Source organism: Paenibacillus thailandensis, from assembly GCF_042685365.1.
GTDB lineage: Bacteria > Bacillota > Bacilli > Paenibacillales > Paenibacillaceae > Paenibacillus_AP > Paenibacillus_AP thailandensis.
Window position 1 is genome coordinate 36,095 of the sequence record NZ_JBHUMY010000013.1, and the last position, 21,925, is coordinate 58,019.

Annotated in this window: 18 protein-coding genes; 7 read left to right on the forward strand and 11 right to left on the reverse strand. The window is 55.4% G+C overall.

The annotated features are described in order from the left end of the window. Window positions 1–34: 34 nt before the first annotated feature. Window positions 35–2,134 (forward strand): hypothetical protein, encoded by a 2,100-nt coding sequence (locus ACFSW5_RS13830; protein ID WP_379274040.1) that lies wholly within the window; start codon window positions 35–37, stop codon window positions 2,132–2,134. Window positions 2,135–2,451: 317 nt separating this feature from the next. Here the strand turns inward: ACFSW5_RS13830 and ACFSW5_RS13835 are convergent, their stop codons facing one another. Further along, window positions 2,452–2,613 (reverse strand): aspartyl-phosphate phosphatase Spo0E family protein, encoded by a 162-nt coding sequence (locus tag ACFSW5_RS13835; RefSeq protein ID WP_379274042.1) that lies wholly within the window; start codon window positions 2,611–2,613, stop codon window positions 2,452–2,454. 259 nt (window positions 2,614–2,872) lie between these two features. On the opposite strand from ACFSW5_RS13835, the gene ACFSW5_RS13840 reads away from it, so the two are divergent. Further along, complete coding sequence (locus tag ACFSW5_RS13840) at window positions 2,873–4,012, forward strand: PdaC/SigV domain-containing protein (RefSeq protein ID WP_379274044.1); 1,140 nt, start codon at window positions 2,873–2,875, stop codon at window positions 4,010–4,012. A gap of 152 nt (window positions 4,013–4,164) precedes the next feature. Here the strand turns inward: ACFSW5_RS13840 and ACFSW5_RS13845 are convergent, their stop codons facing one another. The 8 genes from ACFSW5_RS13845 to ACFSW5_RS13880 all read right to left on the reverse strand — a co-directional run bounded on the left by ACFSW5_RS13845 (window position 4,165) and on the right by ACFSW5_RS13880 (window position 12,275). Next, the gene (locus ACFSW5_RS13845; RefSeq protein ID WP_379274047.1) at window positions 4,165–4,929 is read right to left on the reverse strand and encodes a glycerophosphodiester phosphodiesterase family protein; all 765 of its coding nucleotides are present in this window, start codon (window positions 4,927–4,929) and stop codon (window positions 4,165–4,167) included. 27 nt (window positions 4,930–4,956) lie between these two features. After that, entirely contained in the window at window positions 4,957–6,270 is a 1,314-nt protein-coding gene (locus tag ACFSW5_RS13850) for an ABC transporter substrate-binding protein (protein WP_379274049.1), read from the reverse strand. A 49-nt stretch (window positions 6,271–6,319) separates the two neighbouring features. Further along, window positions 6,320–7,060 (reverse strand): carbohydrate ABC transporter permease, encoded by a 741-nt coding sequence (locus tag ACFSW5_RS13855; RefSeq protein WP_379274383.1) that lies wholly within the window; start codon window positions 7,058–7,060, stop codon window positions 6,320–6,322. Window positions 7,061–7,185: 125 nt separating this feature from the next. Further along, entirely contained in the window at window positions 7,186–8,064 is an 879-nt protein-coding gene (locus ACFSW5_RS13860; RefSeq protein ID WP_379274052.1) for a carbohydrate ABC transporter permease, read from the reverse strand. After that, window positions 8,057–9,109 carry an ABC transporter ATP-binding protein gene (locus ACFSW5_RS13865; RefSeq protein WP_379274055.1) on the reverse strand — a complete coding sequence of 351 codons (1,053 nt, stop codon included), beginning with the start codon at window positions 9,107–9,109 and terminating at the stop codon, window positions 8,057–8,059. The genes ACFSW5_RS13860 and ACFSW5_RS13865 overlap by 8 nt, the downstream gene beginning before the upstream one ends. A 71-nt stretch (window positions 9,110–9,180) precedes the next feature. Then, window positions 9,181–9,942, reverse strand: a complete 762-nt coding sequence (locus ACFSW5_RS13870; protein WP_379274057.1) for a DeoR/GlpR family DNA-binding transcription regulator — start codon at window positions 9,940–9,942, stop codon at window positions 9,181–9,183. Between the two features lie 342 nt (window positions 9,943–10,284). Next, on the reverse strand, window positions 10,285–11,478 hold the full coding sequence (locus ACFSW5_RS13875) for a sn-glycerol-1-phosphate dehydrogenase (protein WP_379274060.1): 1,194 nt from the start codon (window positions 11,476–11,478) through the stop codon (window positions 10,285–10,287). After that, window positions 11,475–12,275 carry an HAD-IIA family hydrolase gene (locus tag ACFSW5_RS13880; RefSeq protein ID WP_379274062.1) on the reverse strand — a complete coding sequence of 267 codons (801 nt, stop codon included), beginning with the start codon at window positions 12,273–12,275 and terminating at the stop codon, window positions 11,475–11,477. The genes ACFSW5_RS13875 and ACFSW5_RS13880 overlap by 4 nt, the downstream gene beginning before the upstream one ends. A gap of 317 nt (window positions 12,276–12,592) precedes the next feature. Between ACFSW5_RS13880 and ACFSW5_RS13885 the strand changes: the two genes are divergently transcribed. The 3 genes from ACFSW5_RS13885 to ACFSW5_RS13895 all read left to right on the forward strand — a co-directional run bounded on the left by ACFSW5_RS13885 (window position 12,593) and on the right by ACFSW5_RS13895 (window position 18,606). Next, complete coding sequence (locus ACFSW5_RS13885; protein ID WP_379274065.1) at window positions 12,593–13,420, forward strand: methyltransferase domain-containing protein; 828 nt, start codon at window positions 12,593–12,595, stop codon at window positions 13,418–13,420. A gap of 468 nt (window positions 13,421–13,888) precedes the next feature. Then, window positions 13,889–16,942, forward strand: coding sequence for a rhamnogalacturonan lyase (locus ACFSW5_RS13890; protein WP_379274067.1), 3,054 nt, complete (start codon window positions 13,889–13,891; stop codon window positions 16,940–16,942). Between the two features lie 494 nt (window positions 16,943–17,436). After that, window positions 17,437–18,606 carry a M20 metallopeptidase family protein gene (locus ACFSW5_RS13895; protein ID WP_379274069.1) on the forward strand — a complete coding sequence of 390 codons (1,170 nt, stop codon included), beginning with the start codon at window positions 17,437–17,439 and terminating at the stop codon, window positions 18,604–18,606. 61 nt (window positions 18,607–18,667) lie between these two features. On the opposite strand, the gene ACFSW5_RS13900 is transcribed toward ACFSW5_RS13895, so the two are convergent. Continuing rightward, window positions 18,668–19,324: a cupin domain-containing protein gene (locus tag ACFSW5_RS13900; protein WP_379274071.1), complete on the reverse strand. Its 657-nt coding sequence runs from the start codon at window positions 19,322–19,324 to the stop codon at window positions 18,668–18,670. Between the two features lie 232 nt (window positions 19,325–19,556). Continuing rightward, entirely contained in the window at window positions 19,557–19,862 is a 306-nt protein-coding gene (locus ACFSW5_RS13905; RefSeq protein WP_379274073.1) for a hypothetical protein, read from the reverse strand. 193 nt (window positions 19,863–20,055) lie between these two features. Here ACFSW5_RS13905 and ACFSW5_RS13910 point away from each other — a divergent pair, with 193 nt between their 5' ends. Together ACFSW5_RS13910 and ACFSW5_RS13915 are read left to right on the forward strand one after the other, a co-directional pair. Then, a complete protein-coding gene (locus ACFSW5_RS13910; protein ID WP_379274075.1) occupies window positions 20,056–20,655 on the forward strand; it encodes a TetR/AcrR family transcriptional regulator in 600 nt (199 codons plus the stop codon). A gap of 64 nt (window positions 20,656–20,719) precedes the next feature. Then, the gene (locus ACFSW5_RS13915; protein WP_379274078.1) at window positions 20,720–21,925 is read left to right on the forward strand and encodes an MFS transporter; all 1,206 of its coding nucleotides are present in this window, start codon (window positions 20,720–20,722) and stop codon (window positions 21,923–21,925) included.

Genomic DNA, 21,925 nt, shown 5'->3' on the forward strand with positions numbered 1-21,925 from the left:
CTTGTGTCACGGGTCATGAAAGGGGGAATCCGCGATGCGAAGCGGAAAGGTGTGGAATGCGCGGAATGCGGGGTGGATCGGAAAGCTTCTGTTGGCGCTCGTCTTGTTGTTGCCCGCCGTATCGGTTCAACGGGAATATGCGAAGGCGGAAGGCGAGCTGCTGAAAACCGGAAACTACTACTACAGCATTGCTCCCAATGCGGGAGGGCTTCCGGATAAAGGGGCCACGGGGCTTATCTCTTCGGAGAACGGCGTTATTTTGGACGGATTAACGACGACCTATGCGGGATGGATGGGGAGCGCAACCGCCGTCGGAACCGTTCAGGTCGTCATCGACCTGCTGAAGGATTATCCGCTTGAAGCGATCAATATCGTCATGAACGCCCCCAATCAATATTGGGGATTCAAAGAATTTACGGTTAAATACCGCAGCGAGGCGACGCCGGACTATTACTATATCGCCGGTAAGCATGTAAGGGTGGGAACCGCCCTGAATAATACGGTCAACCTGCCGATGGCGGGCAAGACGGCCCGGTTTATCGTCATCGATATGAAGCGGGCCCATTCCTATCAGCATATCCCTTTATCGGAGGTCCAAATCTACAAAGGGACGGGCGACGAAGGGCAGAATCCGGCTCCGACGTATACGGCCGAGCAGATGCAGGCCGAATTGAAGAAAGACGCCATGATGGTCGACAAATACGGGCAATGGATCTATGAAACGTGGGACGGCAAGGTGACTTCCGACGAGCAGCTCCGTCAGGAATACGCGCAGGAGGCCGCTAAGCTTTCCAAGGTCAAGCTGAACCGGGAGAAATACGACCAGTACGGCGGCATTAAGAGCGGCGGGCAATACGAAGGCACCGGGTATTTCCGGCTGGAGCAAATCGACGGGAAATGGTGGTTTATAACGCCGGACGGGTATAAGTTTTTTCTGAAGGGGGTCGACGCCGCCAGCCTGTGGGAATGGGGATACGGAACGCCGCTGAAGAAAGCGGACGGCACGCCGAGGCTAGTGTTCGAGGAGCTTCCCGATCCGGGCGCGTATGCTCCGGCTTATGCAAACGATGCGAACGGCGAAAGGGTGAGCTTCCTCGTAGCCAACGTCATGAAAAAATACGGAGCCGGCTTCGAAGCAAAATGGGAGGACATCACGAAGAAACGGTTGATCGATTGGGGCTTCAACGCTTTCAGCAAGTGGACGAAGCCGAATTTCATCAACGATTTCCCTTATATCGAGGTGCTGCAGGACCCGATGACGTTGAAGCGGATTCAATGGACGTACGACGTGTTCGATCCCGAAGCGCCCTCCATCATCGAAGATGCGCTCAAGGCAAGATTGAACGAAATCAAGAACGACCGGTGGCTGATCGGTTATACGTACGACAACGAAGCGGGCTGGAACGCCGACATCGTCAAGACCGTCCTCACGTACGATTCGGAGTCCGCGGCCAAAAACGCCTTTGTCGACCATATCGCCGCCAAATACAATAACGACATTGCCGCCGTCAATCAGCTTCTCGGCACAAGCGCCGAATCGTTTGACGCTTTGAAGGATACGTCCATTAATATCGCCAACGTTCCGGCGGCAGAGGTATCGGACTATATTAAGCTCGCATCCCGCACGTTCTTCTCGACGATTAAGGGCATTATCGAAAAATACGATCCGAACCACCTGTTCCTCGGCTCGTCGATTGTCCCGACCTGGCGGACCAGCCTCGATTGGGACTCGGCGGCGATGGAAATCGTGGATGCGTTCTCGGTCGACAATTACACGAACGACCCGAACTGGATCGCCCGGTACGAGTCGTTTAACAAGCCGCTTCTCAACCTGGAGTTTTCGTTCGGCACGTCGCAGCGCGGCTTGTCGCCGGTGAACGCATCGACTAACGTGCCGAGCATCGAGGAGAGAGGGCTCGCATTCGAAGACTTCGTCGAAGGCCAGGCGTCGCACCCGCTGTTTGTCGGCTCGGGTTGGTTCACTTATTACGATCAAGCGGTGACGGGGCGTAGGGACAACGAAAATTTCAACATCGGCCTTGTCAATCAGCAGGATCAGCCTTATACGGAAATGGTCCAAATTATGAAATCCGTTAATGCCGGATTGGAAGCGGTTCACGAGAACGGAGGATAAGCGCGAATAACCGAGGCTAGTGAATGACGGCTCACTAGCCTCGGTTTGTTCTGATTTTAGGGTAACGGTGCTGCCAAAATACTCGGGTTATGGAAATTAAAAAAGCGGGCTAAGGGAAAAAATCAAGTTGACGGTTCAATTTGCGAGAGCTAGCGTTCAGGCGGAAAATGTGTGGTTTGAAAAAGTTTAATGTGAATGTGAGGGAATGAACGGTAGGTCGACGAAGCTGCGATGAATGGGGTTAACGATTAGAAGTTTCATTAGGTGAAAATATAGGATAAGGCCGGTTTCCACAATAAGGGAAAGAACGGACGTTTCTATGAAGCGGAACGGAGAAGGCGTTGGGCTTGCACGATCAGCAAATCCAGCTGTTGGCTGTAATAAATGACTTCGGGATTAAGCAAATCCATGTTGTGCTTTTCGGCTGCGGCCAGCATTTGCGCTCTCATGCGGTTAATTTCGCAATGGATCTCTTCCATTTGGTCCGCCTTCCTTTTTCTACTAGATTTACGTTTATCTTAAAACGAAATTATTAGAATTGTATGAGGACATTATGAGGACTTTATGAGGCAATTGTTACCACTTTATAAATATAGTTGGGATTGCGATCGGGCAAGTTCCTTGAAGAAGCTTGCTGTTCCAACGCTTTGCGTTAACTTTGTTGTAACTTTTGGCCGGGTACCATACGTTATAGTAAGCAACGGGCCCAATACATCACTTGTTACGGAGGTACACGCCATGAAATCGTCTTTCAAACAATTAACGTTCGCCATAGCGGGCGGCTGCCTGCTTGCTGCAGCCGTTCCTTCCGTCTCCGCCGTTCATGCCGACGGAGCGCCGGCCGTTTCGGCCGTTCCGATCTCCGCCGAGACCGGCGTCGGCGCTGCTGCGGTGACGTCCAAGGCCATGAAGGAGCAAACGGAGATTTACAACGTCGACATACAGCTTCCCGTCGTCAGCGGCTTGCTCGATATGAAATATCAGGAGCAGCTGAACGCAGCGATCGAACGACAGGCGGAAGAGGATCTTCAAGCGCTGAAGAAGCAAGCGGCCGAAGGCGCCGCGGCGGCGAAGGAAGGCGGTTACGATTATGATCCGTACGAAATGAAAGTGACGTACGAAATCAAGTCCGCTGGCGGCGGCGCCGACGGCGGTACGCTGAGCTTGACGGTTCAGTCGTATTTCTACACCGGCGGGGCGCACGGGATGACGCGGGTCGATACGTATAACGCCGTAAACGGAGCGACGGCGGAAACGATAACGCTGGACAAAGCGCTTGGCAGCGGCTATAAAGCGATCGCCGAGAAGGCGGTCAAAGCGGCGGCCGCGGCCGAGCCGGACGTCTATTTCGCGGATGCCGCGGCCGAATTGGAAATAACGAACGACCACCCGTTCTACGTGAAGGACGGCGATGTGTACCTGGTGTTCCAGCCGTATGAAATCGCGCCTTACGCTGCGGGCATCGTCGAGATTAAAGCGGCCGCTTCGGACAGCCGGCCGGGGCAGGAGCCGGCCTTTAGCGTAAGAGTCGTTCCCGAAGGGAAACAGACGGGAGGAGAGCCCGCTTACTTGCTTACCGGCCACGGCGACAGGCTGCTCCCGCTCAGAGCCGTGGCGGAGCAAGCCGGTTATACGGTGAAATGGAATCAGGCCGCCCGTTCGGCGGAAGTAAGCAAAGGCGCGTCATGGACGGCGGTGAAGCCGGACACCGATTACTACGTGTATAACCGCACGGCGCCGATCTCGCTTGGTATTGCTCCGGTGATGATCGACGGCACGCTTTACGTGCCGCAGACGTTTTTCAGCGACGTGCTGAAGCTGAATGTCGAGCTTGAGCACGAGACGGGCGCGCTGCTGATCGGCGAACCGCAGCAATAAGAGCAAGAACAGTCCCCAAGCCGTCGTCGGCTTGGGGACTGCTTGTTTAGATCATTTGAGCGGGGAAATAGCCGAGAGCCCTCCGGAACGCTGCCTATTCGTTCCCGGCCGCAGGATCCGGTTTGCGCTGCCTTTCCGTCCCGGCGGCCCATTCAGGCGAGCTGAAGCTTTTTCCGCGTTTCCAATGCGGGAACGGGGTCGTTGCACGTCATCAGCTTGACGCCGCAGCCCAGCGAATACAGCACCTCGGTCTCGGTGTCGGGGCAATAAGACCATACCATAATGCCGAGCTCCCCGAACATGCGCACGACATCCGGCGTCAGCAGCTTCATTTCGACGCCGGCCGCCCACATTTTCGAATAGGTGCCGCCTTCGCCATGGACGAAATTATGCATGACGCCTTCCAGGAAGCCTTGCGTCCTTACGCCGTGCCGGTCGTGCAAATACGCGAGAACGTCCGCGTCAAAGCAAACGAACACCGAGCGGGGCATATAGCCGTAGCGATCCAGCGTCGCAACGGCGGCGTCCGCCGTCGCTTTCGCACGCGGCCCGCGTTTGATTTCCACGTTCAGAAGCACATCCGGATAGCCTTGAAGCAGTTCGCACAATTCCTCAAGCGTCGGAATTTTAAGTCCCTCGAACGCCGGGCCGAACCAGCCTCCCGCGTCCAGCTCCTTCAGCTCGCGCAGCGTCAACTCGCCGACTTCGCCCGTGCCGTTCGTCGTCCGGTCCACCGTATGGTCGTGAATGACGACGATATGGCCGTCCTTGGTCATGTGCAGGTCGAACTCGAGCATATCGACGCCGATCTCCAGCGCGCGCTGGAAGGCGAGCAGCGTGTTCTCCGGATAGCGGGCTTTGTAGCCCCGATGTCCGCTGACGAGAACGGACGAGCCTTCTTGAATGCGTTCGATCATCGTTTGCGCTCCTCTCGCATGGATTCGTTATTCGGCCAGAATGCGCTCCGCTTCTTTGCGGAATTCTTCAAGCGTGGACGGAATGTCCTTGCTGTCGTACAAAATCGCTTCCATCGCCGAGAAAAACTCCTTCATAATTTCCGGCCAGCCCGTGTCGAGGTTCGTATCCACCGCATATTGGAGCTGCTCGAACGCGACCTTGCGGTTCGGCTCCGCCGCCCATAGATCTTGAATGGCCTGCGATTCGACCATTTTGTTCGTGAACGGCAGGTAACCGGAGTCCAGAATGAACTGCTGTCCGCCTTCTTCGTCCTGCATCACCCAGCGGATAAACTCCCAGGCCGCCTCTTTGTTTTTCGACGAGGAGAGCATGGCCACGTTGGCGCCGCCGGTCGGGTTCGCGTATTGTTGATCCTTCGGCAGGAACGCCGCTACGTAGTCGAATTTTACGGAAGCGTCCAGCCCGCCCATCGAGCCGGTCGATTGGTACAGAAGGCCGACCTTGCCGTCGACGAACATTTGGTTCGTAATGTTGCCCGAATCCTGCGAAGGCGGGTAATAAAGCGCGCCCGTGCTTTGCAGATCCTTCAGGAAGCTGAATACTTTGACGCCGACGCCGTTGTCGCCGAAGCCGATCGACGTCTTGTCCTCGTTGAAGAACGTGCCGCCCGCCTGAGTGATCATCGCCAGCGGATACCAGGTGTCGTAAGGCATCGTTACGCCGTAGCGCTTGATTTCGCCGTTTTCTTTGACGACTAGAGCGTTTGCTACCTCTTTCAGCTCCTCCCAGGTCGTCGGCACCTTCAGTCCCGCTTCGTCCAGCATCGTCTTATTGACGTACAGGATCGGGGTCGAACGGTTGAGCGGCAGCGAAACGAGCTGATCGTTAAACACCGAATGGCCCATCAGTCCGGGGACGAAATCGTCCTGGCTCATGCCCGACGATTCGAGGTACGGCGTAAGGTCCTCGAGCACCTCCGAATCGGCGAACATTTGAACGTAAGCCCGTTCGAGCATGCTGACGTCCGGAGCCGTCCCCGCAGGAATCGCCTGCTGCAGCTTCGTGACCGTTTCGTCGTAGGAGCCTTGATACGTGCCGACGACTTCGATGTCGTCGTGGGAGGCGTTAAACCGCTGGATGAGTGCGTCGAAGTACTCGCCGTTTTTGCCGCCAAGGGAATGCCAGAACTGAACGGTCGTTTTTTCCGTTTGGCCCGGCCCGGCGGAAGCGCCGGCGCTTTCGGGAGCGGCGGTGCCCCCGTTGCCCGCGCCGCTGCATGCGGCAAGCAGCCCGGTCAGCAAGGTGAAAGATGCAAGCGTTGCGGTCCATTTCTTCTTCATCGAATTAACCTCCATCATGGCGAATGATTAATGCCGTTAAAATTTGACGTCACTTAATGCCGGAATAAACAAAAGCTTTGACGATCTGCTTCGAGCAGAACAGATAAACGAGAAGGATCGGAAGCACCAGAATGACGTTGCCGGCCATAATGATATGCCAGTTGCTGATCCCTTCGGTTTCGCGCAGCGTGGCGATGCCGAGCGTGAGCGGCCGGATCGCGGCCGAATCCGTCATGACGAGCGGCCAGAAATAGTCGTTCCAATGGCTGACGAAGCTGAACAGCGCGATCGTCGCCAGCGCCGGCTTCGACATCGGCACCATGAGCTTCCACATGATTTTAAATTCGCCGGTGTTGTCGAGGCGCGCCGCCTCCACGATCTCCTCCGGAATCTGCATAAAATATTGCCGCAGCAAAAAGATGCCGAACGCGTTCGAGACGAACGGCACGATCTGCGGAAGCAGCGTCCGGGTAATGCCCCAATCCGCCATCATCAGATAGACCGGGATGAACGTTACCTGACCCGGAATCATGAACGCCAGCAGCACCAGCCCGAACAGCAGCCTGCTGCCCCGGAACCTGTATTTGGCAAACGCATAGGCGGCCGGAATCATGACGAGCATCTGCAGGACGATGATCGACAACGTAATGATCACCGAATTTTTCGCATAGGTTAGAAACGGCCCCGCGCTCATCGCGTCCGCAAAGTTGCGCCATTGCGGAACGGCGGGAATCAAGGTCGGCGGAAACGCCATCGTTTCCTCAAAGCTTTGCAGCGATGTCGAGATCATCCACAGGAAAGGGAAAACGAAAACCAGGATGACGGCGGTTTTCAACGCGTAGCCGAGCGTCCGGCCCGCCCATTTCCATTCAAGCGTTCTCAAGGTGGCGGTCCTCCTTTCCCGGAAAGCCGGGCTTATTGATAGTGAACCTTCTTGGCCAGAAGCCGGAAGTACAGCAGCGTCAGCAGGCCGACGATCGCCATAAGCACGACGCCCGTTGCGGATGCGTACCCGATGTTGGTCGTCCGGAAACCGTAAATATAGTAAACGATCGTGTTCGTGGCGTCGTTCGGTCCGCCTCCGGTCATCACCTTCACCGTATCGAACACCTTGAAGGAGCCGATCGTCATGATGACGAGAATAAAAAAGAGCTGAGGCGAAATGATCGGCAGCGTAATTTTCCAGAATACTCTGAATTTACTCGCGTTATCCAGCGCCGCCGCCTCGTAAATGCTGGGCGGGACGCCTTTCAGGGCGGCCACGATAATGAGCACGTAATAGCCGATTCCTTGCCAGACGGACACGAGGATGACCGACGGCAGCGCCGTTTTGGAGCTTTGCAGCCATTGCGAAGGCGGCAAGCCCAGCGATTTCAGCACGTAATTGAGAAATCCGAGACTAGGCTCCATCATCCACAGCCATACGAGCGAAATGGACACGATCGAGACGATATGCGGCGTAAAAATGCTGGCCTGCACGAACGCGTTGAATTTCGTATTCCGGCTTAGCCATACGGCTGTCAGCAGCGCCAGAACCATCGTCAGCACGACGACGCCGGCCGTATAAACCGCCGTGTTCGACAGCGCCTTGTAAAAGTCGGGCCTCGTAAAAATTTGCGCAAAGTTATCGAAGCCGATAAATTTGCTTTTCGCTTTGTTCATCAGATTGTAATCGTAGAAGCTGAGATAGACGAGATAGACAATCGGATAAAGGACGAACAGGAATATGCCGGCCATGGCGGGTGCGATCATCAAGTAGGGCCGGATCGTCTCGCTCCAGCTTTTCCTATGCATACAGCATCCCTCTCATCGCCTGAAGCCAGCTTGCGTGCTCGGCCTTGCCGCGAATGCGCTTCCCGTCCGCGTCGAAGAAGCAAAGCTTATCCGCGGCTACGCCCATATAGACCTCCTGATCCACCTTGAAACGGTCCTCCGCGGATTTCACCATAAAAGCTTGATCCCCGCACCGGATCTGGTACACCGTCTCGGAGCCGAGCATTTCTCTCGTCGCGACGGTTCCCCGTTCGGAGTAGTGAAGGCCGAGCGGCTCGGCGGACAGCACCGCGCTTTCGGGACGGAAGCCGAAGGAGACGTCGCCTCCGTCCGGCAGCTTGCCGATATTCATCGGCGGAACGCCGATAAATTCGGCGACAAACCGGTTGACGGGCTCCCGGTACATCGTCTCCGGGGACGCTTCCTGCTGGATGACGCCTTTGTTCATCAGCACGATCGTGTCCGCCATGGACATCGCCTCCACCTGATCGTGCGTGACGTACACGAACGTCGTGCCCAGCTTCTTGTGCAATTCGATGAGCTCGATCCGCATCTGTACGCGCAGCTTGGCGTCCAGATTGGAGAGCGGCTCATCCATCAGGAAGACCGACGGCTTCTTCACCATCGCTCTGGCGAGAGCTACGCGCTGCCGCTGGCCGCCGGACAGCGTGGACGGCTTGCGGTCCAGATAGTCGGACAAGCCGACCGTTTCGGCGATGCTTTCGACCAGCTCTTTACGCTCCGCTTTGGGAACTTTGTTGTTTTTGAGGCCGAATTCGATGTTTTCCCGAACCGACATGGTGGGGTAGATGGCGTAGTTTTGAAACACCATGGCTACGCCGCGCCGGCCCGGCGGAATGCGCGTCACGTCTTTGCCGTCGATCAGGACGGAGCCCGACGTTTGCGGATCGATACCCGCGATCATGCGCAGCAGCGTCGTTTTGCCGCATCCGGAAGGGCCGACGAGCACGGTGAATTTGCCGTCCTCGATTTTTAGGTTCAAATCGGAAATGACTTCGTTTTTGTCAAACGACTTCGAGACCCGAACGAACTCGATCGATGCCATTCTTTATCCTCCTTGCCGCATAATGTAGGCTTAAATCCCTTCAGAGCGTCCGGCACGGGGGCCGGACCGGGTTATACGGTATAGACCGTTATCCCGGCGTCGCGGAACGACTTGACCGCTTCCGGATCCGCCTCCTGGCCGGTGATCAAGCAATGAATCATGCTGTTCGGCGCGACGCTGTGCAGCGACTGCTTGCCGATTTTGCTGTGATCCGTCACGACGATGATTTCCCTTGCCGCGCGGATCATGCCCTGCTTGGCGGGCACAAGCTGCGCCTCCGGGTGCATCAGCCCGTATTGGGGATGAATCGCCGGCGTGCCGATAAACGCCTTGATGACGTGAAGGGAGCGGAGCACATGATCCGTAAACATGCCGTTCAGCATATAGCTGGAAGGGTACAGCTCGCCGCCGGTAACGATCACTTTAATGCCCGGCGCGTCCCGCAGCTCCGCGGCGATGTTCATGTCGTTCGTGACGACGGTGATGTTCGAGCGGTGCAGCAGGTTTTTGGCGATGTACTGGGTGGTCGTGCCCGAATCGATGATGATATGATCCCCGTCCTGGACAAGGCTGGCGGCCATTTGGCCGATTCTCATTTTTTCCTCCAAATGCTGCGTCGCGCGTTCGTTGAAGGGCGGTTCGTCGTTCGTCCATTCCTCCACGATGGCTCCGCCGTGCGTCCGCTTCAGCAGCCCTTCCCGCTCGATTTCGGCCAAATCCCGGCGAATGGTCGCCTCGTGGACCCGAAACTCTTTGGCGAGCGTGCTGATCGAAGCGGTATGATATTGCCGGACATAGGCGATAATGCGCCGTTTCCTTTCGGCTGCCAGCACTTTCTTTCCTCCTGACGTTTTCGCGCAACAACGCTCACGGTTATGCGTTTTGCTGTGCGGTTTGTGTATTTATGCTCATTTCGATTATAGGAGCCAACCGTCAAAGGAATGTTATCGAGATATGAAGATCATGTAAGGACAGGCTAGCTCATAAGTTGAATTTTAGAATCGATGGCCCTTCCATTCGAAAGGGATTCCCTTGCAGCTTCAGACATCTGGTTTTAAGTTTCTTTCATTGCAATTGGCCTTCGGATGGCGGAAACTTAAAGCCCAAACTTGCTCTCAAAGGAATTCCCTTTCTCCATTTCATTAGGCTTAATTACGGAAGTTCATTTGTTCAACTTATAAGGCTCCTTCGTTATAAGCCCTAAGCAGCGTATACCGCTCCATGCGGACGCGATGGGCTTCGCGCAAGCTTCTCTCCAGCAGCTCCGGCTCGATGCCGAGCTCTGCGGGCGAGACCGGTCCGCCGACCAGAGCGAGCCATTCCTTCAATTGATCCGGTTCCGGAATGCTCCGGATTTCGGAGGCGACGAATTCCCAGCCGTCAAGCAAAGCGAGCCGTTCCTTGGACTCCGTCTCGTTCGCGCGCCATACGTCCGGTCCCCGTTCCGCGATGGAGCGGTACAAGCCGCTGATTTCCGCGCAGGCCGCTCCGACCTTGGCGCCGTGCAGCAGCTGCCTGCGGCCGGTTCGGATATATTCCATCTCCCAGTAATGCGACAGATGATGCTCCGCGCCCGAGGCCGGGTGCGATTTGCCGAACAGCAGCATGGCAAGGCCCGATTCGACAAGCGCGCTCATGAGCGCGTGGACGCCTTCCTCGCCGCCTGCGGCGATAAGCTCCGCGCGGTCGATGCAGTACTCCAGCGCCGATCTCGTGATCGCCGCGCTTTCTTCCATATAAGGCTCGCCTCCGATGCGTGCGCCGAACTTCCAATCGAACAGGGAAGTGAATTTGCCCAGCATGTCGCCGAATCCGGCCGCGATCAGCGGCTTCGGCGCGCGGACCAGAATATCGAGATCGGCGAACAATGCGTCCGGGCCGAGGGCGGGAATCGTTATTTTTTCCCCTCGGACAATAATCGGGGCCCCTTTGGAATTAAAGCCGTCCACCGAAGGGGCGGTAGGGACGGATACGAACGGAATTCCCGCCGTATAGGCGGCATACCTTGCGATATCGTGGATCGTTCCGCCGCCTGCGGCGACGATGCAGTCCGCTCCATGCTTTTGAACGGCTAATAAGAGCTGGATAATCGACGCTTCGTCGGCGATGACGTCCAGCCGGCCGTTCGGTTTGATCGTTTCGCTTGCGACGGATAGGCCCGCGCGCGCGATTCGCTTCTCTAGCACGGCTCCCGCCGCTTCATGCGTCGCCTTGTCGGCCGCGATCACAACCGAGCGGAAATTCCGCGATTCCAAATATTCGGCCGCCTCGAGCAAGGCGCCGGCCTTGATCTCCAGACGGTCCAGCCTGCAAGAGGAGTCGTTATCCCCGATGCGTTTCGCCAGCCGCTTTATTCTGCCGCTTGTCATTCCTTCATCCTCCTCGCTTCCTCTTGCGACACGATTTTCGGCAAATCGGCCAAGCTGTCCAGTATATAATCCGGCTTGAAGCTGCTCGCTTCCGCCTCGCGGCGGCTTACGGACCCGGTAAGCACAAGGGCCGTGCGGATGCCCGCCTGTTTGCCGAGCCGGATGTCGGATTCCAGACTGTCGCCTACGATCAAGCAGTCCTCGGCAGGCAAGTCCAGCGTTTCCAAAGCCAATTCCGCCATAAGAGCGGACGGCTTGCCGATCACATGCTCGACGCTCGCTCCCGTTGTAGCGGTGATGGCGTGGATCATGGCGGCTACGTCGATGGATTCGCCGTCATCCCCCGGAAACGACTTGTCCGCGTTGGTCGCCATAATGCGGGCCCCGTGCCGGACGGCGCGGAACGCCTGATTCAGCTCCTTGTACGTCAGCGTTTCATGCAGCGTAATGAGCAGCCAATCGGCCGCTTCCGGCCGGCTCGCAAGCATCACCCGCATCGACGCCAGCTCGTCGCGCAGCCCTTGGTCGCCAAGCGTCCACACCTTTTGCCCCGGATAATGCCGGATCAAGAACATGGCCGCCACGGTCGAAGAGAGCACGATGTCCCGCTCGGCGGCGTCGATGCCCATGCCGGCAAGCTTGCGGCGGCACATCGCCCGCGACATGTTGCCGCGATTGCTTAAGAAGACGACGCGGCGGCCCGACCGGTTCAACTCTGCAATGGCTTCGGCCGCGCCTTCGATCGCCTGGCTCCCCCGGTAGACGGTTCCGTCCAAATCGATAATGAATCCTTTCATGAGGCACCCTCTCTTGCGGCAAACACAAACGAACATTTACCGCGCTGTTTCGTTCATTTTTGCTCGAATTTGTTCTGTTCCACTATATGAGGCGGATGTAAAGAGAATGTCATGGCCGTATGGAGAATTTGTAAAACGGTTACATCGGCGGGGGACGAGCAAGGGGGTCTGCTCCACGACCCTACGGAACAGGAGGCGCAAGGCACCCATCCTCAACCGCCGGTTGAGCGGGAACGAAATCTCAATCAACCGGTTATTGTTCCGAGGGGCGAAGCTTCCTACAATAAGGCTATCAAGCTGTCGAAGGAGCGTAGCCGTTGAAGGAACAATTGGCAAGGAACATATGCAGGTACCGCAAGGAAAGAGGACTTACCCAAGAGGAGCTTGCAAGGAGGCTCGGGCTTACGTTTCAGGCCGTATCCAAATGGGAAAACGCGCAAACGATGCCCGATCTTTCGCTTCTCCCGGATTTGGCGGCGATTTTGAACGTTAGCACGGACCGGCTGCTTGGTTATGTGCCGCAGGACAAACAAGTGTCCATCTACGAAAACGAGTATCGGACTCCGGACTACTATTGGGGCGTCGAGCCGAACAAAGCCTGCTATCAGGTGCTGCAGCTGATGCCGCCGACAAGGCCGCTGAAGCTGCTCGATATGGGCTGCGGGGAAGGGAGGGACGCCGTGTTTTTCGCCCGGAACGGCTATGACGTCACGGCGTTCGACATATCCGATGCCGGCGTCGAGAAGACGCAACGGCTGGCGGACAAGGCAGGCGTGACCGTCAAAGCGTTCCGAGCGGATATTAACGATTACCGCCCGGACGCGCGGTACGACATCATTTATTCCAGCGGCGTCCTGCATTATATTAAACCCGAATACAGGTCCGAACTGTTTCAACATTACAAGGACCATACGAATCCGGACGGCATCCACGTCCTGAATGTATTTGTGGAGAAACCGTTCATCGCGCCCCCTCCCGAGAACGAGCCGAACGCCTGCAAGTGGCGGTCGGGAGAGCTCGCATCTTATTACCATGACTGGCTGCTTAGGGAAAGCTCGGAGGCCGTATTCGACTGCAATTCGTCCGGCATCCCCCACAAGCACGCGATGTCTGTCGTTATCGCCCAAAAAATCGGAACGATATAAGATGAGCAGCCATTCCATAGCGAAACCGATTCCCTTTCTTCATCTCCTTACAGAAAGCTCCCGGGCACTTGCATCCATTGCATGCAAGTGCCTTCCGTTAGGGAGCCGGCGCATCTGTCGCTCTTCTTTCGCGATGGTCTTTACGATTGACCCAAGCCTGCCGTCCGGTTCTGAATAGGCATTTATGCAATAGAATCGAAACGTCTTCAAAAAAGTGCTAACCCTCCCGGAAGCTTGTTCGAGCAAGCTTTTTTTGTTTTGCAAAAAAGTGCAATAGACGGCAAGGGGACAGGAATCTATCATGGAAGGGCAAACCCGGCAAGCATCCGATCATGAATACGTAAAGCGGGGAGGGAATTGACAGGTTCGTCCGCCATTTTGTGAATCCGCTTACAAAACACAAATGGATGAGGAAGCAAGGTACCGCAATCATTCTTTTTACGAATTAAACAAAGGAGTGACAGGTTCATGCGAAACGGCAATTATGCAACGAAGTGGATCGCTTTGTGCCTCTCGGGACTGCTGCTTTCGTCCAGCGCTTCTGCGATGGCGCAAGCGGGGACGGTTTCTCCGGCGGAAGCCGGCGCAAGTTCCGCAGCCCGCGCGGATGCGGCATACGCCGCTACGGCCGAAGGAGAACCGGCATCGGTAACGGATGACGCCTACGGCAATGCAGGAGAGGATGCGCAGACAGTAACGGACGATGTGTACGGCGTTGCGGCGCCGGAGATCGAAGGCTACGAAGCGGCATATTACACCGATTTCGGCGACGCGTCGGAGTTGACGCTGCCGAACTGGGGATTTACGACGTCGAATGCCGAGCTTTCGATCGACACGACCGACATCGGAGGCAACGCGACGCCGAAGCTATCGTTCTATATGGCGGACCAGAAAGGCGGCCGGGTGGCAACCAAGACGTTTGACGCCCCGGTCAAAGGCAGCCGGATTCTGCTCAAGTTCGACTGGTATCCCGGCACGCTGAACGATAAAGGGGACAAGGCGGCCGAGAACGGCGGCGACTTCCGCGTCTATGACAGCTCCAACAATGTCGTGTTTACTCTGAATTATACGAATAAAGCGCCGCTTGCCTATTATGCCGGCAGCCAGCCTGCGGCAGCAACGGGAATAACCGATCCGAAAGCATGGTACGAGGTCGAAATCGGCTTCGATCTGGTGCGGGAAGAAGCGGCGCTTCGGTTGACGAACCGGGCGACAGGAACATCCGAGCAATATACGGCTTCCATGAAAGACACGCTTTTTGACGGTACGGTCTCCGCCGTCAAGCTTGTCGGCATCCGCACTTCCGGCAATAACATTACATGGTCGACCTACCTGGATAATTTCGGGGTCTATTATGAACCGATCCCCGGCAACACCATTACGAAGGTGAACCCGCTGCCGTACCACCGCGTCTACGTGAACGAAACGGATGAAACGGCGGAATCCATCGGTCTGCCGGACTCCGTAACCGTCACGCTGGCGGATAACCGCGAAGTCGAAGCGGAAGTAAGCGAATGGGAACCTGTCGGCAAAGCCTGGAACCCGGCGGAATCGGGCGTTTACGAGTTTAAAGGCGTTCTCGCCGAGTCGGAAGAGTTGGACAACCGTTTCGGCAAATACGCCACCTTGTACGTATATAACCGGCTTGAGCCGAACCGCGCTCCCCGCCAGACGGAATGGCTGGACAGAGGGATCGTCGCGCTGAAATCGGATAACGGCATATTCGTCAGCTGGCGGCTGCTCGCCGACGAATACGACAAGAAAGTCACGTTCAACCTGTACCGCAACGGACAGAAGCTGAACGCGGCTCCGCTTGCGGTCACCAATTTCGCCGACGCAGACGGCGTCCCGGGCGACCGTTACAAGGTCGAGACGCTCGTAAACGGCAAGGCGGCGGGTGCGGAAGAAGCTTTGGCGCTCGGACAAGACTACCTGGGCATTCCGATGCAGAAGCCGGAAGGCGGAACGACCGCCAGCGGCGACTACACCTACAGCGTCAACGACGCCAGCGTCGGCGATCTGGACGGCGACGGCGAATACGAGGTCATCGTGAAATGGTACCCGTCGAACGCGATCGACAGCTCGCAATCGGCCATGACCGGACCTACGATATTCGACGCCTACAAGCTTGACGGCACGCTGCTGTGGCGGATGAACATGGGGCTTAACCTGACGTCGGGCGCTCACTACAATCAATTTATCGTGGCCGATCTGGACGGCGACGGCAGAAGCGAGTTTCTGATCAAAACGGCCGACGCGACGACGGTATACGGCGCAACGAACGGGAAATACGACAGCGGCAAAGTGATCAGCGTCATCGGCAATCCGGACGACAACGGCAAATGGGTGAACGCCAACGGCCATGTGTACGGCGGTCCGGAGTATATCTCGGTATTCGACGGCGCAACGGGCCAAGCGATCGACACGATCGACTACACGTTCGCTTTGGGCGACGTCGCTTCATGGGGAGATACTTGGCATAACCGCTCCGACCGGTTTCTTGCGGGTCTCGCTTATTTGGACGGCGTCCGGCCAAGCGTCGTATACGGCCGGGGCTACTACGAGCGGACGACCTTTGCGGCTTACAGTCTCGTTGACGGCAAGCTCCGCGAAGTATGGACGTTCGATTCGGCCAAGGAAGGCAGAGGGGGCGGGCTCGGCTACCACAGCCTGGCGACGGGGGATGTCGACAACGACGGCTTCGACGAAATTATCGCCGGGTCTTTGACCTTGGACCATGACGGCACGATTCTGTACGCGATGGACGGCGAGATGGGACGGGAGCTCGGCTCCCATGGCGACGCCCTGCACGTCGGCGCGTTCGACCCCGACCGGGAGGGGCTGCAAGTGTACGGCGTGCACGAAGTGTCGTCGGTCGCTTCGCTCGAGTATCATGACGGAGCGACGGGAGAGACGCTGATGTCTTTCTACGCCTACAAGGATACCGGCCGAGGCTTGGCCGCCAACATCGCTTCGAATCCCGGCTATGAATTTTGGGGAGCAGGCGGCGACACTCCGGAAACGGGCGGCGGCATCTACAACGTCCAGGGCGAAGCGATCGCCGACAGCTACCGGGAAGCCGGGCTTTCCATCAATTTCGCCCTCTATTGGGACGGGGATTTGCACCAGGAATTGCTCGACAACACGACGATTGCGAAATATAACGAAAGCACCGGAAAGGCGGAAACGTTAAGACGTTTTGAAGGGGGCGTCAGCAATAACGGTACGAAGGCGACGCCGTCGCTGCAGGCCGACATCCTCGGAGACTGGCGCGAAGAAGTGCTGCTCCCGGCGGCGGACAGCTCGGAGCTTCGCGTATTCAGCACGACGATTCCTACGGAATACCGGCTGTATACGCTCATGCACGATACCGTGTACCGGATGGGCGTCGCTTGGCAGAATACGGCTTACAACCAGCCGCCGCATCTCGATTTATATTTGGGCGAAGACATACGGGATCAAGTGCTGGCAGGCAAGTTGAAAGCTCCGAACGTCAAGTATCCCCGCGGCAAGAAAAAGTAGGGCTCCGGCTCGATCGGCGGCATCGTCCCGAAATGGACGATGCCGCTTTGTTTTTTGCATCGAGTCGCAAGGATCGAAGAAGCTTCTTTTGTGCTTACGAATCGTATCGCGCTTATTTAAGCAAAATCGGTCATTTTACAAGGACCGACGAACTTCAGAGGGGCTATTTGAGCCGGCAGTGCAACAAGAGCGCCGAAAAATACGGAATAACGCCGCTGAGGTTCGTTACCGTTTCGTATAGTTGCTTGTAGTGCCCAATAACGTGCGCAGGATTCGTTGGATCGGCGCTGTGCGAGGGTTAGCTTCCTTTCCGTTAAGGGATTTATAGAGCGCCTAAGGGATTTATAGAGCGACATATGTTTGGATTATCGGAGCACTGTCTGCAAACGTCTATGCTTTATCGGGTTAATGTACTAAAATAAGAAAAAGTGACTTATACATTGCTGTAAAATGCTTCGGGAACAAGACATCATTCGGGAAGGATATGATTTCTTATGGATAAGCGCGCGCTGCAGCTGGCGGACGAGGTGTTCGAGGAGGCGGCGGACATACGCCGCAAGCTTCATCGGCATCCCGAGCTCGGATACCAAGAAGTGAAAACATCGCAATTCATTATGGAATATTTAACCGGGCTGGGGCTGGAAGTGAAGAAGGGGGTAGCGGTCACGGGCGTTATTGCAATATTGAACGGAGGGAAGGAAGGTCCCGTCATCGCTTTACGGGCCGATATGGACGCGCTGCCGATCGAGGAGAAGACCGGCGCGCCGTTCGCTTCGCAGCATCCCGGGGTTATGCATGCATGCGGCCATGATATGCATATGTCGATGCTGCTTGCCGCGGCAAAGGCGCTTTCGTCCAATCGGGAGCATGTGACCGGCACGATCAAGTTCATTTTCCAACCGGCGGAGGAAATGCTGGGCGGCGGCAAGCGGATGGTGGAGGAGGGGGCGCTGAAAAATCCCGATGTCGACTACATATTCGGCTTCCATGTATGGCCGGAGCTTCCGCTTGGCACGATCGGCTTCAAAGCCGGTGCGATCATGGCCAGCATGGACTCCTTCGACGTGACGCTGGTCGGCAAGCAAGGACACGGCGCGGCGCCGCATCAAGGCATCGATGCGATTGCGGCGGCCGCGCAGATCGTCACCGCTTTGCAAACGATCGTGAGCCGGGAGACCGACCCGCTTGATCCGATCGTTATTACGATCGGTACGATTGAGGCGGGGACCGCCTACAATATTATTCCCGAGCGGGCCCGGCTCAAAGGGACGGTGCGCACGATTCGGCCGGAGACCCGGCAGGCGGCCGCGGAAGCGGTGGAGCGGGTCATTCGCGGCGTCGGCGAAGCGATGCGCGTGAAGCCGGAGATCGATTACCGCTTCTTCTATCCCGTTACAGCTAACGACGAACGGTTTACAGGACAGGCGGCAAGCATCGCGGAGCATCTTTTCGGGCTGGAGCGGGTGGTATGGCTGGAGCGGCCGAGCATGGCGAGCGAGGACTTCGCGTTTTACGGGGAAAAAGTGCCGGGGTGCTTCGCTTTTCTTGGCGTAGGGGGAGAGCATAAGCTGCACAGCGAACGCTTCCTGCCGGACGAGCGGGCGATGCGCCAAGGCATCGCGATGTTCATCGCGCTTGGCTTAAACGGCATATCCGCCGAGTAACGGCATAAGCCGGCTGTTCCCGGGCGAACGGCCGGCTTTTTTTGCAGCCCGATAAATGAAGTCACCACTGATCATAATAGGGCGAATAATACCCGTAATAATGTTGGTCGTAGTTCGCGACGGTCATAGGCTGAGGCTGGATATCCTGTCTTAAATCCGGAGCCGCCGGTTCTTCGCGCGGCGTTTGGCAGTTGGCGGGAGGACCGATGACGACGGTCGATTGGATCGGAGCGAGCGTTTTCTTGACCTCCGCTTCATTCAGGCAATACGTATGGGCCAACACGTTGGCCGGCGTCAAACGCAGCATATCCGATACGCCGATAAACTCGGGAACCGGGGCGTCGAAGATGGCGATCAGATGAGTGTTGTCGACCGTCGCCATTTCGTAGTGAACCCAGCCTTGCGGCACGTTCGCGACCTGTCCGGGCTGAATACGGAAGTTCAGAAGCTGCTTCGTAAACGGGTTTATCAAGGAGACGATGGCTTCGCCGGAAATGCAGTACACCAGCTCGGAAGCGTTCTGGTGGATATGCGGCTCAATGACATTGCTTTTGCTAATATGAATATCCAGAATCGACACGTTGCCAAGCGTGTTTAGCTGACGGATCCCCAGCGCCAAAATGTAGTTCCGGTTATCTTTTTTAAAAAACACATTGTTGCGCGTATCGAACGTATACTCTACGTTGGGCGATGTAAAATCCATATAGGAAACGGCCAAGAAAATCCCTGCCCTTCTTTTCGCACGTATTAGGCGTTTTGCCTACCTGTATTCTATGTATGTGCCCAGGCAGGCGTGCGCCTAAAAAGGCGGGATCGCGTCGGGAGGGTCAAGCAACCGGGGATAACAATATAAGTTCGTAGTAAAAAACCGCCGCTTGGGTGAACTGCACCTTCAATGTTAGATAGTGTCTAAAATTGGGTTACTGCTCAAAGGAGCGGCGGCTTGAAGGTTATGATTGCGGCGGATTCATCTTTTGTTCGTCTGCCGGCGTGGCTTTCCTGACGTTAAACTGCTTCCACGGAAGCTTGCGGTAATCGAATTTTGCCAGCACATCGACAATCTCTCTTTTTCCGTAATATCGGGGAACATTATTATCGTTCTGCGACATCAGCACAATTTGCTCGACTAGAGGAAAAAACCGCTTAAAGCTTTTTCTTATCGTTTCTCTCCTAGAGGAATTAAGAACAGAATCCTTTACCACGATGACGGCGCAGGGCACGTTTCGTACAGTTACAATGGCGCCTTGAAATTTCATGCGTTTCACCTCCATGTCCGTTACAAGTCAATCCTTATCATAGCAGACATATAGCGTTATTGTCGAAATGTGCACACGCGTTGAGCTGGAATACAGCATTTGCAAATTCGGCATGCTTCGTTTAGAATACTGAATAAACGTTCAGTATTCATTGCGGTGTTATTCCAGACGATAGCCGATAGAGGTGAGACGGTTGAATAAGAAGCAACAGCAAACGCAGCAGACGAAAAAGAGAATTGCCGATGCTGCTCAGGCATTATTTGTTCAAAAAGGCTACAAAGCTACTTCCATCGAAGATATTGTGAAGGCGACCGGATGCAGTCCCGGTAATATTTATTACCATTTTAAGAGTAAGGAAGGACTGTTTCTGCATCTGATCGAAAACTGGAATAGAGAATGGGAGGAAACTTGGCTAGCAAAGGAATCGCTATTCTCGACAACGATCGATAAATTGTACGGTATGGCAGAGCATTTAGCGACAGATCAGTTCAATCATCCCTTGACCAAAGCCGCTGACGAGTTTTACAACAATTCAGAGAAAGCTTCGGACGTAGAAGAGCGCATTAATGAAATGGTCAAAGGATATATCGACTTTAACAAGCGGCTGCTGCAGCAGGGAATAGATAACGGCGAATTCAAAATCGCGAATGTGACCGGACTGGCCATCATCCTGGACAGTCTTTTGTTAGGGTTGAATCAGCATGCGCGAAGCATGAAACGAGAGGAAGCCTTGGCGGCGTATCGAATGGCCATGGATGTGTTCTTACATGGGATAGCTAAGCCTTTGCGCTAGCTTTTTTTATGAAGAAATCTAGAATGAAAATTCAGTATTATATCGAGCAGTTGGGGGGCCTATCATGGCATTATTGTTAAAAAGGCGGGGAGCTTTGCTGATCCTCATGTTTAACCTGTTGTTTGTTTTTACGGGGATCGGTCTCATTATCCCGATTATGCCTAAGTTCATCGCTAGCATGGGAATTACCGGGGGAATCGTCGGACTTTTGATGGCGGCCTTTTCCTTGACGCAGCTTCTTTGTTCGCCGTTGGCGGGTCGACTATCGGACGTTATCGGGAGAAAAAGGATGATCGTTATCGGCCTGGTCCTCTTCGCTTTTTCGGAAGGATTGTTCGGGATCGCCAACTCAACATGGCTTCTGTTTGCCGCGCGGCTGCTCGGCGGTGTTAGTGCGGCCATGGTGATGCCGGCTGTTATGGCTTATGCGGCAGATATGACGACGGATGAGGAGCGCGCTGCGGGAATGGGGTATATCACTGCGGCCATTACAACCGGGTTTATTATCGGTCCTGGTATTGGCGGCTACATCGCAGAGTTTGGGCTGCGCGTACCCTTTTTTGTAGCAGGGGCTGCGGGGATTATTGCGGCGTTCATCAACATGTTTATGCTTGCTGAATCTAAAGCGGCAGCTAAAGCTATGCCGAATTCGCAAGCTTCGAATAAGCATGCAGACGGCCTGCTTACTCAACTAAGGTACTCGTACAAGGAACCCTATTTCTTTAACTTGATCCTTGTATTCGTGATGTCATTCGGGCTGGCAAATTTCGAAACCGTATTCGGATTGTTCGTTGATCAGAAATTCGGGTTCGAGCCAAAAGATATCGCGTTCATCATCACTTTCGGGTCCATAGCCGGCGCAGTCATTCAAATGACGGCATTTAGCTGGTTATTAAAGCGTTTCGGCGACACGCGAGTCATATCGGCCAGTCTTCTTTTTGCAGGTCTGTTTATTTTCCTGACGCTGTTTGTTCATCAATTTTGGATGATATTTGCCGTAACGTTTGTTGTTTTCCTCGCGATCGATATATTGCGTCCGGCAATCAGTACGCAAATGTCCATGATGGCCAAAGATCAACAAGGATATATTGCCGGCCTTAACTCGGCGTTTACGAGCTTGGGCAATATTGTCGGACCGATTGCGGCCGGATTTTTATTCGATCTGAATTACAATTTCCCTTATTTGCTTGCGTGTGTCGTTATGCTGATCTGTTTCGTCTCGTCGTTAAGCAATAAAGGGAGGAATCGGGAATCAAGCTTCGTCTCATAA

What these genes read in the sequence shown, in the direction of transcription:
- ACFSW5_RS13830 (WP_379274040.1), top strand. Translation starts at nt 35, where the DNA reads ATGCGAAGCGGAAAGGTGTGGAATGCGCGGAATGCGGGGTGGATCGGA.
- ACFSW5_RS13835 (WP_379274042.1), bottom strand. Translation starts at nt 2,613, where the DNA reads ATGGAAGAGATCCATTGCGAAATTAACCGCATGAGAGCGCAAATGCTG.
- ACFSW5_RS13840 (WP_379274044.1), top strand. Translation starts at nt 2,873, where the DNA reads ATGAAATCGTCTTTCAAACAATTAACGTTCGCCATAGCGGGCGGCTGC.
- ACFSW5_RS13845 (WP_379274047.1), bottom strand. Translation starts at nt 4,929, where the DNA reads ATGATCGAACGCATTCAAGAAGGCTCGTCCGTTCTCGTCAGCGGACAT.
- ACFSW5_RS13850 (WP_379274049.1), bottom strand. Translation starts at nt 6,270, where the DNA reads ATGAAGAAGAAATGGACCGCAACGCTTGCATCTTTCACCTTGCTGACC.
- ACFSW5_RS13855 (WP_379274383.1), bottom strand. Translation starts at nt 7,060, where the DNA reads ATGATCTCGACATCGCTGCAAAGCTTTGAGGAAACGATGGCGTTTCCG.
- ACFSW5_RS13860 (WP_379274052.1), bottom strand. Translation starts at nt 8,064, where the DNA reads ATGCATAGGAAAAGCTGGAGCGAGACGATCCGGCCCTACTTGATGATC.
- ACFSW5_RS13865 (WP_379274055.1), bottom strand. Translation starts at nt 9,109, where the DNA reads ATGGCATCGATCGAGTTCGTTCGGGTCTCGAAGTCGTTTGACAAAAAC.
- ACFSW5_RS13875 (WP_379274060.1), bottom strand. Translation starts at nt 11,478, where the DNA reads ATGACAAGCGGCAGAATAAAGCGGCTGGCGAAACGCATCGGGGATAAC.
- ACFSW5_RS13880 (WP_379274062.1), bottom strand. Translation starts at nt 12,275, where the DNA reads ATGAAAGGATTCATTATCGATTTGGACGGAACCGTCTACCGGGGGAGC.
- ACFSW5_RS13890 (WP_379274067.1), top strand. Translation starts at nt 13,889, where the DNA reads ATGCGAAACGGCAATTATGCAACGAAGTGGATCGCTTTGTGCCTCTCG.
- ACFSW5_RS13895 (WP_379274069.1), top strand. Translation starts at nt 17,437, where the DNA reads ATGGATAAGCGCGCGCTGCAGCTGGCGGACGAGGTGTTCGAGGAGGCG.
- ACFSW5_RS13905 (WP_379274073.1), bottom strand. Translation starts at nt 19,862, where the DNA reads ATGAAATTTCAAGGCGCCATTGTAACTGTACGAAACGTGCCCTGCGCC.
- ACFSW5_RS13915 (WP_379274078.1), top strand. Translation starts at nt 20,720, where the DNA reads ATGGCATTATTGTTAAAAAGGCGGGGAGCTTTGCTGATCCTCATGTTT.